Source organism: Janthinobacterium sp. GW821-FHT03A03, from assembly GCF_059421435.1.
On record NZ_JBWKUZ010000017.1, the window covers coordinates 1 to 15,378 of the forward strand.

A 15,378-nucleotide genomic window follows, 5' to 3' on the forward strand; every position below is an offset into this window, starting at 1 on the left:
CGCGCTTTCGTGACCTATGGCAAATGGAACGATGCGGCCACCGCCTCGGTCAACGCGTCGAACAACTCCGGTCCCGTGTACAACAACAATACCAGCGGCACGTCGTACGGTTTCCAGGTGGAAACCTGGTTCTAAACACCGACCCGAACCTGCTGCGCGGCGTGCTGTGCGGCCTGCGATGCTCACCGGCTCGGCGCCCCGCGTTCTAGCAAGGCTGCGCTTGCGGGACGCACATGAGTGCCGCGCGCGACGGTTTTGTTCAGTGTTGATGTTTGTAAATGCAGATCAACCTGGCGCATCCTTCGCGGATGCGTTTTTGGCGCCGTCCCGTGATATAAATGCAATGTAGTCATGTCATGGATCGCGGCGCCGTCTTTACACCAAGATGATGCCCGTTTGCAAGCGGGTCTGAGCACAAGAGCGCCGGCACAGGCGCACTATTACCTTTTTCGGCCCCGTATGCCGAAGCCCCCTAAAAGCTTGATCAAAAAAGGAATGTGGAGATGAAACTGAAATTCAAGATTACCCAACTGGCCGCATTGACCACCCTGGCGTTTGCCGGCAGCGCGTTTGCGACCGACGTGGAAGTGTTGCACTACTGGACCTCCGGCGGCGAAGCGAAGTCCGTGGGCCAGTTGCAGCAAATCGTGAAGGAAAGCGGCTTCGGCTGGAAAGACTTCGCCGTGGCCGGCGGCGCTGGCGAAAACGCCGCGACCGCGCTGAAGACCCGCGTCATTTCCGGCAATCCGCCAACGGCCGCCCAGATCAAGGGCCCGTCGATCCAGGAATGGGGCGCCGAAGGCGTGCTGGCCAATATCGATGATGCCGCCATTCCAGGAAAATGGGATGCCGTGCTGCCGAAAGTCGTCGCCGACATCATGAAGTACAAGGGCCACTACGTCGCCGCCCCCGTCAACGTCCACCGCGTCAACTGGATGTGGGTCAACCCTGAAGTGCTGAAAAAAGCCGGCGTGGCCACCACCCCGACCACCTGGGATGCGTTCTTCGACGCGGCCGAGAAGATCAAGAAATCGGGCGGCATCGCCATCGCCCACGGCGGCCAGCCTTGGCAGGACGCCACCGTGTTTGAATCGGTCGCGCTGGGCGTGGGCGGCACGGAATTCTACAAGAAGGCCATCCTCAAGCTGGACCAGAAGGAATTGACCGGTCCGACCATGCTCAAGGTGTTCGACACCCTGGGCAAGGTGAAGACCTACATCGACAAGGATGCGGCCGGCCGCGACTGGAACCTGGCCACCGCCATGGTCATCAACAACAAGGCCGGCTTCCAGTTCATGGGCGACTGGGCCAAGGGCGAGTTCACCGCCGCCGGCAAGGTGCCGGGCAAGGACTACCTGTGCGTGGCCGCGCCGGGCACGGACAAGGCCTACACCTTCAACATCGATTCGTTTGCCATGTTCACGCAAAAGGATGCGAATGCGAAGAAAGGGCAGATCGCCCTGGCCAACGCCATCATGAATCCGAAGTTCCAGTCGATCTTCAACCTGAACAAGGGTTCCATCCCCGTGCGTTCCGGCGTATCGAAGGACAAGTTCGACGCTTGCGCCCTGAAATCGATGGAAGACATGGACGCCACCAACAAGAACGGCGGCCTGGTGCCATCGTTTGCGCACGGCATGGCGCTGCCATCGGCCACGCAAGGCGCCGTGACCGACGTCATCGCCAAGTTCATGAATACCAACATGAGCTCGAAAGACGCGGTTGCCGCCCTGGCCAAAGCGGCAAAAGTGAAGTAATCACGACAGCGCCGGCACTCCCGCCGGCGCGTTCTGCATCGCATGCATCGCAGGCGCGCGCCCTGGCTGTCGCCCAGGGGCGCGCCACACGCAGTTTTACTTCTACGGCTGTCCTATGTCCATACGCAAGCAATTCGACCGATGGATACCGCAGATGGTGCTGGGCCCCACGCTCATCGCCAGCCTGGTATTCGTCTATGGTTTTATCTTTTTGACCGGTTGGCTGTCGCTGACCGAATCGCGGCTGATGCCGAACTACGAGTTCGCCGGCCTGGTGCAATACGTCGAGCTGTTCGACAACGAGCGCTGGTGGACCTCGCTCAAGAACCTCGGCATCTTCGGCGTCCTGTTCATCGCTTGCAGCATCGCCATCGGCCTGTTCCTGGCCATCCTGCTGGACCAGAAAATCCGCGCCGAAGGCGCGCTGCGCGCCATCTACCTGTATCCGATGGCGCTGTCCTTCATCGTCACCGGCACGGCCTGGAAATGGATGCTCAACCCCAGCCTGGGCCTGGAAAAAGTCATGCACGACTGGGGCTGGACCTCGTTCACCTTCGACTGGCTGGTGAACTCCGACATGGCCATCTACACGGTGGTGATCGCCGGCGTCTGGCAGTCGTCCGGCTTCGTCATGGCCCTGTTCCTGGCCGGCCTGCGCGGCATCGATGATGAAATCATCAAGGCGGCGCAAGTCGATGGCGCGTCCCTGCCGACGATCTACTGGCGCATCGTGATTCCCGCCATGCGTCCCGTGTTCTTCAGCGTGCTGCTGATCCTGGCGCACATCGCCATCAAGAGCTTCGACCTGGTCATCGCATTGACGGCTGGCGGACCTGGCAACTCGTCGTCCGTGCCGGCCATCTTCATGTACCAGTTTTCCTTCACCCGCGGCCAGCTGGGCCTGGGCTCGGCATCGGCAATGATGATGCTGGCCACCATCGTGGCCGTGCTCGTGCCGCTGATGTACCTGGAAACGCGCAGCGCAAAGGCGATGAGATGACACACACTCCTACACGTAACAACAAACTCACCCTGGGGCGGGTGGTGCTGTACCTGCTGCTGATCCTGTTCGCGGTGTACTACATCGTGCCCCTGTACGTGACCTTGTCGACGTCGTTCAAGTCGCTCGACGAGATTCGCAGCGGCAACCTGCTGGCACTGCCGCACGTGTGGCAGTTCGATTCCTGGGCCAAGGCCTGGTCCTCGGCCTGCACGGGCGTCACCTGCGACGGCATGCAGCCGTTCTTCTGGAACTCGATCAAGATGGTGATTCCCGCCGTGCTGATCTCGACCTTCCTGGGCGCCTTCAACGGCTATGTGTTCGCGCACTGGCGCTTCCGCGGCTCGGAAATCCTGTTCGCCGCCTTGCTGGTGGGCTGTTTCATCCCGTTCCAGGTGGTGATCCTGCCGATGGCGCGTTTGCTGGGCGAATTCGGCCTGGCCAACACCACCACGGGCCTGGTCTTCGTCCACGTGGTGTACGGCACGGCGTTCACGACCTTGTTCTTCCGCAACTACTATATCGGCGTGCCGGAAGAGCTGATCAAGGCGGCGCGCATCGACGGCGCCGGCTTTTTCCTGATCTTCCGCAAGATCGTGCTGCCGATTTCGGGTCCGATTTTCGTCGTCTGCATCATCTGGCAGTTCACGCAGATCTGGAACGACTTCCTGTTCGGGATTGTGTTTGCCAGCGGCGATTCGCAGCCGATCACGGTGGGCTTGAACAACCTGGTCAACACGTCCACGGGCGTGAAGGAATACAACGTCAACATGGCCGCCGCGGTGATTGCCGCGCTGCCGACCCTGCTGGTCTACCTGGTCGCAGGCCGTTATTTTGTGCGCGGCCTGACCGCAGGCGCAGTCAAAGGTTAAGGAAAGAATATGTCCAGTTTATCGATACGCAGCATCCGCAAGGTGTACACGAATGGCGTCGAAGTCCTCAAGGGCATCGACATCGAAATCAAGGATGGCCAGTTCCTGATCCTCGTCGGCGGCTCCGGCTCCGGCAAATCGACCTTGCTCAACATGGTGGCCGGCCTGGAAAGCGTCACCTCGGGCGAAATCCTCATCGACGGCAAGGTCGTCAACGACCTGCCGCCGAAGGACCGCGACATCGCCATGGTGTTCCAGTCGTATGCGCTGTACCCGTCGATGACGGTACGCGAAAACATCGCGTTTGGCCTGAACGTGAAAAAAGTGCCGAAGGCGGAGCAGGAAGAAATCGTCGCCCGCGTGGCCGAAACGCTGCAGATCACGCACTTGCTGGAGCGCCGCCCGGCGCAGCTGTCGGGCGGCCAGCGCCAGCGCGTGGCCATGGGCCGCGCCATCTCGCGCAAGCCCTCGCTGTTCCTGTTCGACGAACCGCTGTCGAACCTGGACGCCAAGCTGCGCGTGGAAATGCGCGCCGAGATCAAGCTGCTGCACCAGCGCCTGAAGGCGACCATCGTCTACGTCACGCATGACCAGATCGAGGCGATGACGATGGGCGATCTGATCGCCGTCATGAAGGATGGGGTGGTGCAGCAACTGGGCACGCCACAGGAAATCTACGACAATCCGGCCAACCTGTTCGTGGCCGGCTTCATTGGCTCGCCATCGATGAACTTCATCACCGTCAAGCCTGTCATCGAGAGCAACGAGGTGTTTGTCGCCATCGAGAACGCGGGCAAGAGCCTGCGCCTGGCCCTGCCGTTCGCGGCCGACAAGCTGCGCAGCTATGCGGGCCGCGACGTGATCCTGGGCGTGCGTCCCGAGCAGATCACGGACATGAGCAGCGCGCACGGCGACGTGGGCCAGGAACTGGGCTGTTTGATCGACCTGGTCGAGCCAACCGGCCCCGACACCTTGCTGACGACGCGCCTGAACGGCGCCGCCGTCACTTGCCGCACGCACCCGCGCGAAGCCGTGCTGCCGGGGCAGACCATGCAGTTGTCGTTCAACCTGTCGAAGGCGGCCCTGTTCGACCCGGCCAACGGCGAACGCATCGCGTAAGCGCTGCTGCCCCAGAGAAAGCGGCCCGCTTGTCCAGTGACAGGCGGGCCGTTGTCGTTTGCGCCGCGCTTAGTGCGCCAGCGATTTTCTGTACGCGATGGCGTAGCTCAGCTTGCCTTTGTCCTGCGTCAATTCTTCCAGCGTTGCGCGGTCGACCTTGTCCAGCGCGCCCAGCTCCGCCGCGCGCTTGCCGCCGCTGACGATGTCGCCGGGCCGCAGCGCCGCCATTGCCTGCGCCGCTTGCAAGATGGCGTTGGCGTACGCCGCGCGGTCCAGCAGGTCGGTGTGCGCCAGGTCCGGCGCCGGCTTGCCGCGCAGCCAGTCGGCCCAGTAAAACTCGAGAAATTCCGTGGCGTGCCCGGGCGGCTCATAGCCCACGTCGCGCGTGAAGTAGACGAGCGAGCGGTAGGGGTCGTCGCCCAGGAATTTGAGGCCGATGGCGGACGGCAGCTGCTGCGGCGTGATGGCCTGGTTGCGGCCGTTCTTCAGCCACACCTTGTTTTGCGCGCGCATGCGGGTCCAGAAGGCCGCCTCGTCCAGGGCGCTGAAATTGTCGCTGACCTTGACCCAGACTTTCAGCTGCGCGTTGCGCCCGCCGTCGGCATCGCGGAAGGTGGAAAACGTGTGATGGCCGTCCGTCAGGTACACGGTGCCGCGCGGGCCGATGACGACGGTCTTCATGTCGTCGGGACGGCTGCCGACGGCCGCCTTGCAGCGGTAGCCGGCCGGTGGCGCGCTCAGGGTGGCGCCGGCCACGCTGGCCGTGCCGGACAGGACGTCGCCCTGGCCATTGGCTTCGCACAGGTCGGCGAATTTCTTCGGTTTGGCGATGTCGGCGATGTGCTTTTCTTCGGCCGCATAGCGCCCCAGCTTGTAGTACACCTGGTCGTAGCCGATGGCCGGCTGGGTGGGATGCAGTTCATCGAGGCTCACCTGCAGGATGCGCGGCTGGGCGGCGCTGCCTACCACGGTGGCCATCAGCGCCTGCTGGCGCGCGCTGAGGGCGGGCGCGACGGCGGCATCCCGCGCCCAGGCCATGCTGGCAAAAGACAGGGCCAGCGCGGCGGCGACCCGTGGAAATGCGGCGTGCATGCGACCTCCGAAATGAACGGTATGGCATGCAGCATAGCGCGGCACGCGATTTTGCACAGTCCCGCAGGCGCATGCACTGCGCTATATCAAGGCAGTTTCTTAAAACCACGTCTCCACCTGCAGGCCGAACGAGGTGCCGCTGGTGCCGTTGCCGTACACGGGACCGGACTCGTTGGCCTTGTTGACGGCGGCCGTGGCGGCGTCGTTCCATTTGCCGTAGGTGACGAAGGCGCGCAGCTCCGGGCGCGACCAGTAGCCCTTGCCCGCCGTCAGGGTGGGCGCGAAGGTCAGCTTGGTCAGGCGCTGCGCGGCGCCGCCCGTGGGCGAGGTCACGCGGTCCGTGCCCAGCTCGAACTGCAGCTTGAAGTTGTCGTTGACGGCATACACGGGGCGCACGCCCAGGCTGGTCCAGGTCGAGCTGCCGCCCGAGACGTCGGACTTGTCGCGCTGTACGATGGCCACCATTTCCGCGCTCCACTCGGGCGTCGGCTGTATCCACAGCGAATTGAAGATGCGCAAGCGCGTCACGTCGCTGCCGTTGCGGATCGAGCCCGTGGTGCCCATGCGGTCGCAGCACTGGCCGCCGGCGCCCGTGCCAGGTCCCACGCCGTACTGGATGCCGAAGGTATTGGCGCCGCCCCATACTTTATCCTGCTTGTGCAGCACGGTGGCCTGCCAGCCGCTGTGCGAGGTGCTGTCCTTCTTGTCGGGCGTGATGAGGGTGGTCAGCACTTCCAGCGTGCCGTCCTGGTTGACGGGGATGCCCTGGTAGACGAGGTTTTGCCGGATGGCCGAGTTGCCGGGCTTGTCGTTATCCTTGAAGAAACCATAGCTGATGCGGCCCGGTCCCAGCTTGTACTGGTCGATGCCGCCGCCCGTGCCGTTCATATTGATATATTGCAAGTCGAGCATGTGGATGTCGGGACGCATGTAGTAGCGCTTGCCGATCCAGGCCGTGCCGCCGTTGAGCGTGGGTATGTTTTTCGCTTCCACGTACATCTTCGACATGCTCAGGTCCGAATCGCTGACGGCGGAGCTGGGCGTGTAGGCGGCCACCATGACGTGGCCGACGAAGCTGACGCCATTGGGCGACTTGGCCATTTCCTTCTGGTATTCGAATTCGCCATACGTGTCGCATTCGTTGCCGAGCCGGTAGCGCATGGTGTTGCCGCCCAGGCCGTAGCAGCTTTGCGGACCGCGGCTGTCCGTGCTCGAGCCGAGGCCGGCGCGGAAGTAGCCGTGGTATTCGCCTTCGGCATCGCTGGCGTGGGCGGCGCCGCCGGCGAGCAGCACGGTGCAGGCCAGGGCCAGCGAAGTCTTGATCGGGTGTTGCATACAATCTCCTTGTCGTTATTGAAATGCGTGCTTGGGCACGTCGTGCCGGATCGCTGCCGATCCAGTCGGGGCGGCCGCCTGGGCGGGAAGGCTCAGGCGGCCAGATTCTGTTTCGATGAAATCAGGTTGCCGGGCTGGCGCCGCGTGCGCGCCACGCCCTGCGCGTCGAACAGGTGGAAGGCGCTGCTGGCGGCCGAGACCGTGAACGGCTGGCCCAGCGGCACGCGGTTGTTGCCGTCGCCGCGTATCACCAGTTCCTGGCCGTTGTCCAGGGTCAGGTAGATGAAATTGGCCTCGCCCAGGTGTTCCACCAGGCTGACGACGCCCTGGAAGCGGGCGCTGCCGCCGCCGTTCTCCAGGATGTGTTCGGCCCGCAGGCCCGCCGTGACGGCATCGCCCGCCCGCAGGCCCGCCGGATCGACGAGGGCCGTGATTTCCTGGCCGCTGGCCAGGGCCACGCGCACGCCATCTTCCTCGGCGGCAATGACTTTTCCCTCGAAAAAATTCATCATGGGCGCGCCGATGAAGCCCGCCACGAAGCGGTTGGCCGGCTGCTGGTACAGTTCCAGCGGCGTGCCCGCCTGCTGGATATGCCCGCCATGCATGACGACGATCTTGTCGCCCAGGGTCATTGCCTCGACCTGGTCGTGCGTCACATACACGATGGTGGCGTTCAGCTGGCGGTGCAGCTTGGCAATTTCCAGCCGCGTCTGCACGCGCAGGGCAGCGTCGAGGTTCGACAGCGGCTCGTCGAACAGAAACAGCTGCGGTTCGCGCACGATGGCGCGGCCGATGGCCACCCTCTGGCGCTGGCCGCCCGACAGTTCGCGCGGCAGGCGTTCGAGCAGGTGGTCGATCTTCAGGATGGCGGCCGCGTGGCGCACGCGCCGGGCGATGTCGTCCTTGCCGGCGCCGGCGATCTTCAGGCCGAAGGCCATGTTGCGGAACACGCTCATGTGCGGATACAGCGCATAGCTCTGGAAGACCATGGCGATGCCCCGTTCGGCTGGCGCCAGGTCGTTGACGACCTTGCCGCTGATCGACAGCGTGCCGTGCGAAATGCTTTCCAGGCCGCACAGCATGCGCAGCAAGGTCGATTTGCCGCAGCCGGAAGGGCCGACCAGCACGACGAATTCGCCGTCGCGGATGTCGAGGTCGATGCCGGCCAGCACGTTGTTGTGGCCGTCGTAGGATTTGCTCAGTTGTTGCAGGCTTACATGGGCCATGGTGCACCTATTATTTGACCGCGCCGGACGTCAGGCCGCGGATCAGTTGACGAGAGAAAATGACGTACATGACGAGCACGGGAATGACGGCCAGCGACAGCGCCGCCAGCACGGAGTTCCAGTCCGTCACGTATTGCCCGATGAATTGCTGCACGCCCAGGGTGACGGTCTTGGTGCGGTCCGACGGCGCCAGGATCAGCGGGAACCACAGGTCGTTCCAGGCGGGAATCATGGTGAACACGGCCACCGTGGCGATGGCGGGACGGATCAGGGGCAGGATCACCTGGAAGAAGATGGCGAATTCGCCCACGCCGTCGCAGCGCGCCGCATCCTTCAGTTCGCGCGGCACCTGGCGCACGAATTCGGACAGGATCATCACGGCCAGCGGCAAGCCCTGCGCCGTGTACACGAGCACCAGCGCCGTCAGGGTGTTGATCAGGTCCAGGCGCACCACCAGTTCCAGGATGGACACCGTGCCCAGGCGGATGGGAATCATGATGCCCAGCGCCAGGTACAGGGTCAGCAGGCGGTTGCCCGTGAACGTGTATTCGGACAGTGCCCAGGCCGCCATGGCGCCGAACAGCACGATCAGCAGCAGCGACAGCAGGGTGACGAACAGGCTGTTGCCGAAATACAGCAGGAAGTCCGAATTGGCCAGCACCTTGTGAAAGCCCACGAGGGAAAAGGTGGCGGGCGTGGGCAGGGCCAGCGGATTGTCGAAGATGGCGGCCCGCGTCTTGACCGAGTTGATCAGGATCAAGACGATGGGGAACAGGGCGATGATGGTGTAGCCGGCCAGGATCACGTGCACGGCGGCGCGGCCCAGGGGGCGGGTGGAAACGTTGCGCATGGCGGCCCTTACAGTTCGTAGCGTGTCAGCTTGCGCTGCACGAAAAAGAAATACACGCCCACGCCCACGAGGATGACGAGGAACATCATGGTGGCCACGGCCGCGCCCATGGTGGGGCTGCCCAGCTGGGCCTGGTAACCGAAGAAGGTGCGGTAAAAGAAGGTGCCGAGGATGTCGGTGGCGTAGTTCGGCCCCGCCAGCGCGCCTTTCACGGAGTACACGAGGTCGAAGGCATTGAAGTTGGCGACAAAGGTCAGGATGGTCACCAGTCCCAGGGTGGGCCAGATCAGCGGCAGCTTGATTTGCCAGAAGATGCGCATGGCGCTGGCCCCTTCCGCGTGGGCCGCCTCGATGATTTCCTCGGGCACGGCCAGCAGGGCCGCATAGATCAGCATCATGGGGATGCCGATGTATTGCCAAACAGAAATGAGCGCGATGGTCAGCAGGGCCGTCGACTCCTGGCCCAGCCATGGCGCGAAATAGCTGCCGATGCCCACGCCATCCATCAGCGACTGGCCCACGCCCCACAGCGGCGACAGGATCAGCTGCCAGATGAAGCCGATGATCACCACGGACAATAGGGTGGGCAGGAAGATCAGGGTGCGATAGCTGCGCTCGCCCTTCAAACCCTTGAGGCTGAAGAGGGTGGCCAGCAGCAGGCCGATGGGATTCTGCAGCAGCATATGGATGAGGAAAAACTTGCAGTTGTTCCACATTGCATTCCAGAAACTTTGCGACCATTGCGGGTCGAACAGGATGGTGGCGTAGTTGGCCAGGCCGGCAAAATGGTGGCGGCCGCCCTCATCGCTCGTGTACAGGCCCAGGCGCAGGGTGTCGGCCAGGGGCAGGGCGCTGAACAGCGAGTAGATGATCAGCGCCGGGGCCAGGAACACGGCCACGTGCCACGGGAAAGCTTTCTTCACGGCGAAACTCCAGACGAATAAAAACACCGGCGGCGGGGCCGCCGGCAAAACCGCGCCACCGGGCCGCTGCATCGCACTGCTCAGGCCGGTTGCGGGGGGAGGATGGGGGGATTACTGCTGCGGCTTGTACCACTTGGCAAAGCCGGCCTGGATCTGGCGCGCCGCGTCTTTCGGCGCCAGCTTGCCGTTGAGGACCTGGGCGTTGACGTTCCACAGCTCGTTTTCCATGCTCGGTTCGCCCCGGTTGAGGATTTGCGCGTTCAGGCGAATGGTCGAGGCGCAGCTGGCGCGCCAGCCGTTCATCTGCTTGGCCAGCGGATCCTTGATGGAAATCAAATGGTTCGACAGCGAGAAGAAGCCCGTCACCTTGTTGGTGTAGATGTCGGCGAATTCCTGGGAACCGAGCCAGGCCAGGAATTTGTAGGCGTCTTCCTTGTTCTTCGACTTCTTGTTGACGCTCATGCCGATGTCCGTGTGGTCGGAGATATAGCACTTGTCGCCGGCCTTGCGCACGGGCGGGTTGAAGGCGCCCAGTTCCAGTTCCGGATCCTGCTTGAAATAGGCGATGTCCCAGGAGCCGGACGGATAGATGGCGGCCTTGCCCAGCGCGAACTGGTTCTGGCTGTCGCCATAGGTTTGTGCGCTGGCGCCCTTGGACAGATAGCTGCCCAGCCGGGCTTCATATTCCCAGGCGGCAACAAATTGCGGATCGGTAAACTTGGCCTTGCCGGCGATCAGTGCCTTGCGGCCATCCTCGCCCTTCCAGTAATTGGCGCCGATGCTGGTAAACACCACCTGGTTCGCTTCCCACTGGTCGGCCGTGCCCAGCGCCAGCGGCGCATACTTGCCGCTCCGCTTGACCGTCTCCAGCACCTTGAAGAATTCCTCTTCCGTGGCGGGCGGCTGCAGTTTCAATTCGCGGAAGATTTTCTTGTTGTACAGGAAACCATGCATGACGGAAGCGATCGGCATGCAGAAGGTGTCCTTGCCATCGTCCGTCTGCCACGCCACCTTGGCCGAGGCGGGAAAATTGTCCATGCCGGCCTTGCCGTCGAGCTTTTCCAGCTGGCCCCGCTTGTACAGGGCCAGCGAGACGTCGAACGGGCGGCAGGCCAGCAAGTCGCCGGCCGTGCCGCCGCTCAGGCGCGCGTTCAGCGTGGAATCGTATTCGGTGGGGGCGGTGGGCGAAAACTTGATCTCGATGCCCGGATGCTTTTTCTGGAAAGCGGGGATGAGCACCGTTTCCCACAGGGTCTTGTCGTCCACGCGCCAGCTTTCGATGGTGAGCGTGCCCGCTTGCGCCGTGCCGCTGGCCAGCAGCAGGGCCAGCAATGTGTTGCGCGCGGCCACGCCGCCTTGTGCATGCAATCGCATGATGTCTCCTTGTTGGTGTTGGTCTTGTTTGGCTGCCTGTTACGCTGCAGTTGGCGGACAGTAGCATCGGGGGAAATGTGACGCCAGCTCCCGGCATTGCGCTGACGATCGTTTCTTATCTTGTTGATTTCAAAGGATAATATTGAAATGCGCAGGTGCCGCTTGCTTACCTTTCCTTACCGTCGGCCGCTGCCGTGGCGCGCCGCGCGGGGCGTCGGGCGGGCGGGACGGCCCGGGCGTCGTGCAAGATGGCGCAACAAAAGCTCACGTTTCTTTACAAATCAGGGGACTAAATTACCAACCCGCTGTTTTGTAGTTGGGCTATAGTTTGTCGCGACAAGAACAAGGGGACAGTATTGAAGACGCCACCGCGCAGCACCGCCGACCGCCATGCCGGGGCCGCCCGCCGTCGCGGCGTGGCCGCGCTGGCGCTGCTATCGCTGATGTGGACCGGCGCGGCCGTGCCGGCCGAGCCGCTGCAGGTGCTGCACTGGTGGACCTCGACCGGCGAGCGCCGCGCGGCCGACGTGCTGGTGGCGCGCCTGGCGCAGGAAGGCGTCGAGTGGCGCGACGCGGGCATCGCGGGCGGCGCCGGCGTCGGCGCTGGCAAGGTGCTGAAGAGCCGCGTACTGGCCGGCAATTCGCCGGAAGTCATGCAGCTGATCGGCTACACCCTGGGCGAGTGGAGCGACCTGGGCCTGCTGCTGCAGCTCGACAGCGTCGCCGCCAGCAATAACTGGCGCGCAGCCATGTATCCCGCCGTGTGGGGCCTGCTGCAGAATCGCGGCCATACGATGGGCGTGCCGGCCGGCATCCACCGCATCAATACGCTGTTTTACAACCGCAAGATTTTCCAGCGCCTGGGCCTGGCCGTGCCGCGCAGCTGGAGCGACTTCGAGCGCGTGGCCGGTCAACTGCGCCAGGCCGGCGTCACGCCGCTGGCGCAAAGCAGCGAAGCGTGGCAGGTGGCCACGCTGTTCGAGACGCTGGTGCTGGCCGAATCGGGACCCGCCTACTACCGCGCCCTGTTTGTCGAGAAGAAGGCCGAGGCGTATGCCGACCCCCGCCTGCGGCACGCCTTGCAGCGTTTGAGGTCGCTCAAGCAATGGATGGCGGCGCCGCTGCGCGAACAGAGCTGGCCCGAGATGGCGCGCCAGGTGGGCGATGGCGAGGCGGCCATGTACATCATGGGCGACTGGGCGAAGGGCGAGCTGAACGCCTGGGGCCGCGCCACGGACGAGGTGTTCGGCTGCGTCGCCGCGCCCGACACGGGCGAGTACCACCTGTACAGCATCGATACCCTGGCCATGTTCGCGTCCGACTACACGCACCAGGGCGCGCAGGAAAAGCTGGCGCAGGTGGTCGCTTCGCCGTCCGTGCAGCTCGAGTACAGCCAGGTGAAGGGCTCGATTCCCGCCCTGCGCCAGGCCGACCTGTCGCGCCTGGACAGCTGTGCGCGCGCGTCGGCGCAGGCGTTCGCGCGCGGCGCGGCCTTCCAGGCGCCCAGCCTGGTGCACCGCATGGCCACCGATGAAACCAGCAAGGATGCCATCATCGCCGAGGTGCACCGCTATTTCCTCAATGACAAGATCAGCGCGGCCGACGCCCAGCGCCGCATCGCCAGCATGTTGCAGGCGTTGAATAAAAAAGGACGAGACCATGTCGCGCAAAATCCTGGTCGTTGACGACGATCAAAAGACCCGCATGTTGTTGAAGGCCTACCTGGAAAAGAACCAGTACGAGGTGGGCCTGGCGCACGATGGCGCCGCCTTTCTGGCCGAATTCCACCGCCATGTCGACAGCCTGTCGCTGGTGATCCTCGACGTGATGCTGCCCGACACGGACGGCTTTGCCCTGTGCAAGGTGGTGCGCGCCCGCTCGAACGTGCCCATCATCATGCTGACGGCCAGTTCCGACGAGACGGACAGGGTGGTGGGGCTGGAGCTGGGCGCCGACGACTACATCGCCAAGCCCTACAGCCCGCGTGAATTGCTGGCGCGCATCAAGGCCATCCACCGCCGCACGGGCATCGACGCGGCGGCGGCGCCACGCTACTACCGCTTCGTGGGCTTTACGCTCGATACGCTGGAGCGCACGGTCACGGACGCGGACGGCGAGGCGCTGCAGCTGACGGGCCTCGATTTCCAGCTGCTGCGCTATTTTGTCGAGCATCCGGGCGACATCCTCGACCGCAGCGTGCTGTGCGAACAGACGCGGGGGCGCGACGCGGGGCCGCTCGACCGTTCGCTCGACGTGCAGGTGAGCCGGCTGCGCCTGCGCCTGAAGGACGATGGCAAGCAGCCCATGCTGATCAAGACGGTGCGCGGCGCCGGCTATGTGTTTTCGGCCGACGTGAGCAGTGCGCATGTCTGAGCGCGCGCAACGGCTGCCGGGGCGTTTGCTGCCGCAATCGCTGCTGGGGCGCCTGTCCGTCGTGATGGTGGCCGGCGTGCTGGCCACGCAGCTGGCGGGCAACCTGATCTGGGCCGCGCAGCTGCGCCGCGACTCGGCCGTCGAAGCGCGCATGGCCTCGCAGCACCTGGCCCGCAGCGCCAGCAGCACCATCCGCTTTTTTCTCAGCCTGCCCGCCAATTACCGGCCCATCCTGATCCAGCAATTCCGCGAGATGGGCGGCACGCGCTTCTTTGTCAACGTCAACCAGGGGCCGCTGGCCATCCGCGAAATCGCGCCCCACGCGCTGGCCGATACGGTCGTGGCGACCGTGGGCGCGGCGCTGAAGGATGATTTGCCGCAACTGGCCGGCTACCGCGTGGGCTTCGCCTGGCCGGCCGACCTGGTGGTGGCCGACAGCGGCGCGCGCATCGGCGACTTGCCGGAAAACTGGGTCCAGCATATCCTGCTGCTCAAGCCGAATCCGGCCCCCGTGCTGGTGATCCAGGCCGAGCTGGAGCCGGGCAACTGGCTGTACCTGGCGGCGCTGATGCCGAATCCGTATTTCTTGCAAAGCAGCAACCCGTGGACCCTGGACCGGGTGCTGCTGCAGGCGCTGTCGCTGGCGGCCGTGCTGCTGCTGTCCATCCTCGTCGTGCGCTGGACCACGCGGCCGCTGGCGGCCCTGTCGGACGCGGCCGAGGCGTTTGGCCGCGGCGAGACGCCGCCGCCCCTGCCGCAGACGGGCAGCCGCGAGTTCGTGCAGACGGCGCGCGCGTTTGGCGCCATGCGCGAGCGCATCCAGCGCTACCTGGAAGACCGCGAACGCCTGTTCGTGTCGATTTCGCACGACTTGCGCACGCCCATCACGCGCTTGAAATTGCGCACGGAACTGCTCGACGACGATGTGCAGCGCAATGAATTCCACGATGACCTCGACGAGCTGGACATGATGGTCAAGGGGGCGCTGCAATGCGTGAAGGATAGCGATATCCATGAAAACGCCACCGAGGTGCGGCTCGACGCCTTGCTGCAGCGCATGGTGCGCGGCACCCAGCTGGCCGGCCACGACGTGCATTACGTGGAGACGGGCCTGAGCGTGAAGGCCAAGCCGCTGGCGCTCAAGCGCGCCATCGGTAATTTACTGGACAATGCCTTGTTTTACGGCAAGACTGCCCATCTGTCCGCCTGCCGCGAAGGCGAGCACATCGTCATCCGCATCCGCGACGACGGCCCCGGCGTGGCCGAAGAGGCGTTCGCCAGCCTGTTCCAGCCGTATGTGCGCCTGGAGCATGGCCGCGAGCAGAATGCGCACGGCATGGGACTGGGGCTCGGCATCGCGCGCAGCATCGTGCAGGCCCACGGCGGCGAGCTGAGCCTGGCCAACCACCGCGACGGCGGCCTGGAAGCGACCATCCGCCTGCCGGCGCAGTAAGGCG

At 64.1% G+C, this 15,378-nt stretch carries 14 protein-coding genes; 8 read left to right on the plus strand and 6 right to left on the minus strand.

What is annotated here, in order from left to right:
• Window positions 1-9 precede the first annotated feature (9 nt).
• The 5 genes from AC07VI_RS22875 to AC07VI_RS22895 all read left to right on the plus strand — a co-directional run bounded on the left by AC07VI_RS22875 (window position 10) and on the right by AC07VI_RS22895 (window position 4,748).
• Window positions 10-135: a hypothetical protein gene (locus AC07VI_RS22875; RefSeq protein WP_494808824.1), complete on the plus strand. Its 126-nt coding sequence runs from the start codon at window positions 10-12 to the stop codon at window positions 133-135.
• 368 nt (window positions 136-503) lie between these two features.
• The gene (locus AC07VI_RS22880) at window positions 504-1,757 is read left to right on the plus strand and encodes an ABC transporter substrate-binding protein (protein ID WP_086143001.1); all 1,254 of its coding nucleotides are present in this window, start codon (window positions 504-506) and stop codon (window positions 1,755-1,757) included.
• A 115-nt stretch (window positions 1,758-1,872) separates the two neighbouring features.
• On the plus strand, window positions 1,873-2,757 hold the full coding sequence (locus AC07VI_RS22885; RefSeq protein WP_076573023.1) for a carbohydrate ABC transporter permease: 885 nt from the start codon (window positions 1,873-1,875) through the stop codon (window positions 2,755-2,757).
• Window positions 2,754-3,629: a carbohydrate ABC transporter permease gene (locus AC07VI_RS22890; RefSeq protein ID WP_086147271.1), complete on the plus strand. Its 876-nt coding sequence runs from the start codon at window positions 2,754-2,756 to the stop codon at window positions 3,627-3,629. Before AC07VI_RS22885 ends, AC07VI_RS22890 begins: the two co-directional genes overlap by 4 nt.
• 9 nt (window positions 3,630-3,638) lie before the next feature.
• Window positions 3,639-4,748 carry an ABC transporter ATP-binding protein gene (locus tag AC07VI_RS22895; protein WP_086147272.1) on the plus strand — a complete coding sequence of 370 codons (1,110 nt, stop codon included), beginning with the start codon at window positions 3,639-3,641 and terminating at the stop codon, window positions 4,746-4,748.
• Window positions 4,749-4,817: 69 nt separating this feature from the next.
• Here AC07VI_RS22895 and AC07VI_RS22900 read toward each other — a convergent pair whose 3' ends face one another.
• The 6 genes from AC07VI_RS22900 to AC07VI_RS22925 form a co-directional block, all read right to left on the minus strand.
• On the minus strand, window positions 4,818-5,840 hold the full coding sequence (locus AC07VI_RS22900) for a ParB/Srx family N-terminal domain-containing protein (protein WP_216356385.1): 1,023 nt from the start codon (window positions 5,838-5,840) through the stop codon (window positions 4,818-4,820).
• 99 nt (window positions 5,841-5,939) lie between these two features.
• Window positions 5,940-7,175 carry a maltoporin gene (locus tag AC07VI_RS22905; protein WP_086147273.1) on the minus strand — a complete coding sequence of 412 codons (1,236 nt, stop codon included), beginning with the start codon at window positions 7,173-7,175 and terminating at the stop codon, window positions 5,940-5,942.
• Between the two features lie 92 nt (window positions 7,176-7,267).
• Window positions 7,268-8,401, minus strand: a complete 1,134-nt coding sequence (locus tag AC07VI_RS22910) for an ABC transporter ATP-binding protein (RefSeq protein ID WP_086147274.1) — start codon at window positions 8,399-8,401, stop codon at window positions 7,268-7,270.
• A gap of 10 nt (window positions 8,402-8,411) precedes the next feature.
• Complete coding sequence (locus tag AC07VI_RS22915; RefSeq protein ID WP_086147275.1) at window positions 8,412-9,251, minus strand: carbohydrate ABC transporter permease; 840 nt, start codon at window positions 9,249-9,251, stop codon at window positions 8,412-8,414.
• A gap of 8 nt (window positions 9,252-9,259) precedes the next feature.
• The gene (locus AC07VI_RS22920) at window positions 9,260-10,174 is read right to left on the minus strand and encodes a carbohydrate ABC transporter permease (protein ID WP_086147298.1); all 915 of its coding nucleotides are present in this window, start codon (window positions 10,172-10,174) and stop codon (window positions 9,260-9,262) included.
• A gap of 111 nt (window positions 10,175-10,285) precedes the next feature.
• Complete coding sequence (locus AC07VI_RS22925; RefSeq protein WP_086147276.1) at window positions 10,286-11,548, minus strand: ABC transporter substrate-binding protein; 1,263 nt, start codon at window positions 11,546-11,548, stop codon at window positions 10,286-10,288.
• Between the two features lie 356 nt (window positions 11,549-11,904).
• On the opposite strand from AC07VI_RS22925, the gene AC07VI_RS22930 reads away from it, so the two are divergent.
• Genes AC07VI_RS22930 through AC07VI_RS22940 form a run of 3 tightly spaced genes read left to right on the plus strand, consistent with a single transcriptional unit; the run spans window position 11,905 to window position 15,374 of the window.
• Window positions 11,905-13,233, plus strand: coding sequence for an ABC transporter substrate-binding protein (locus AC07VI_RS22930; protein ID WP_226935562.1), 1,329 nt, complete (start codon window positions 11,905-11,907; stop codon window positions 13,231-13,233).
• The gene (locus AC07VI_RS22935; protein WP_492993647.1) at window positions 13,208-13,921 is read left to right on the plus strand and encodes a response regulator; all 714 of its coding nucleotides are present in this window, start codon (window positions 13,208-13,210) and stop codon (window positions 13,919-13,921) included. Before AC07VI_RS22930 ends, AC07VI_RS22935 begins: the two co-directional genes overlap by 26 nt.
• Window positions 13,914-15,374, plus strand: a complete 1,461-nt coding sequence (locus AC07VI_RS22940) for an ATP-binding protein (protein WP_086147278.1) — start codon at window positions 13,914-13,916, stop codon at window positions 15,372-15,374. Before AC07VI_RS22935 ends, AC07VI_RS22940 begins: the two co-directional genes overlap by 8 nt.
• Window positions 15,375-15,378: the final 4 nt, after the last annotated feature.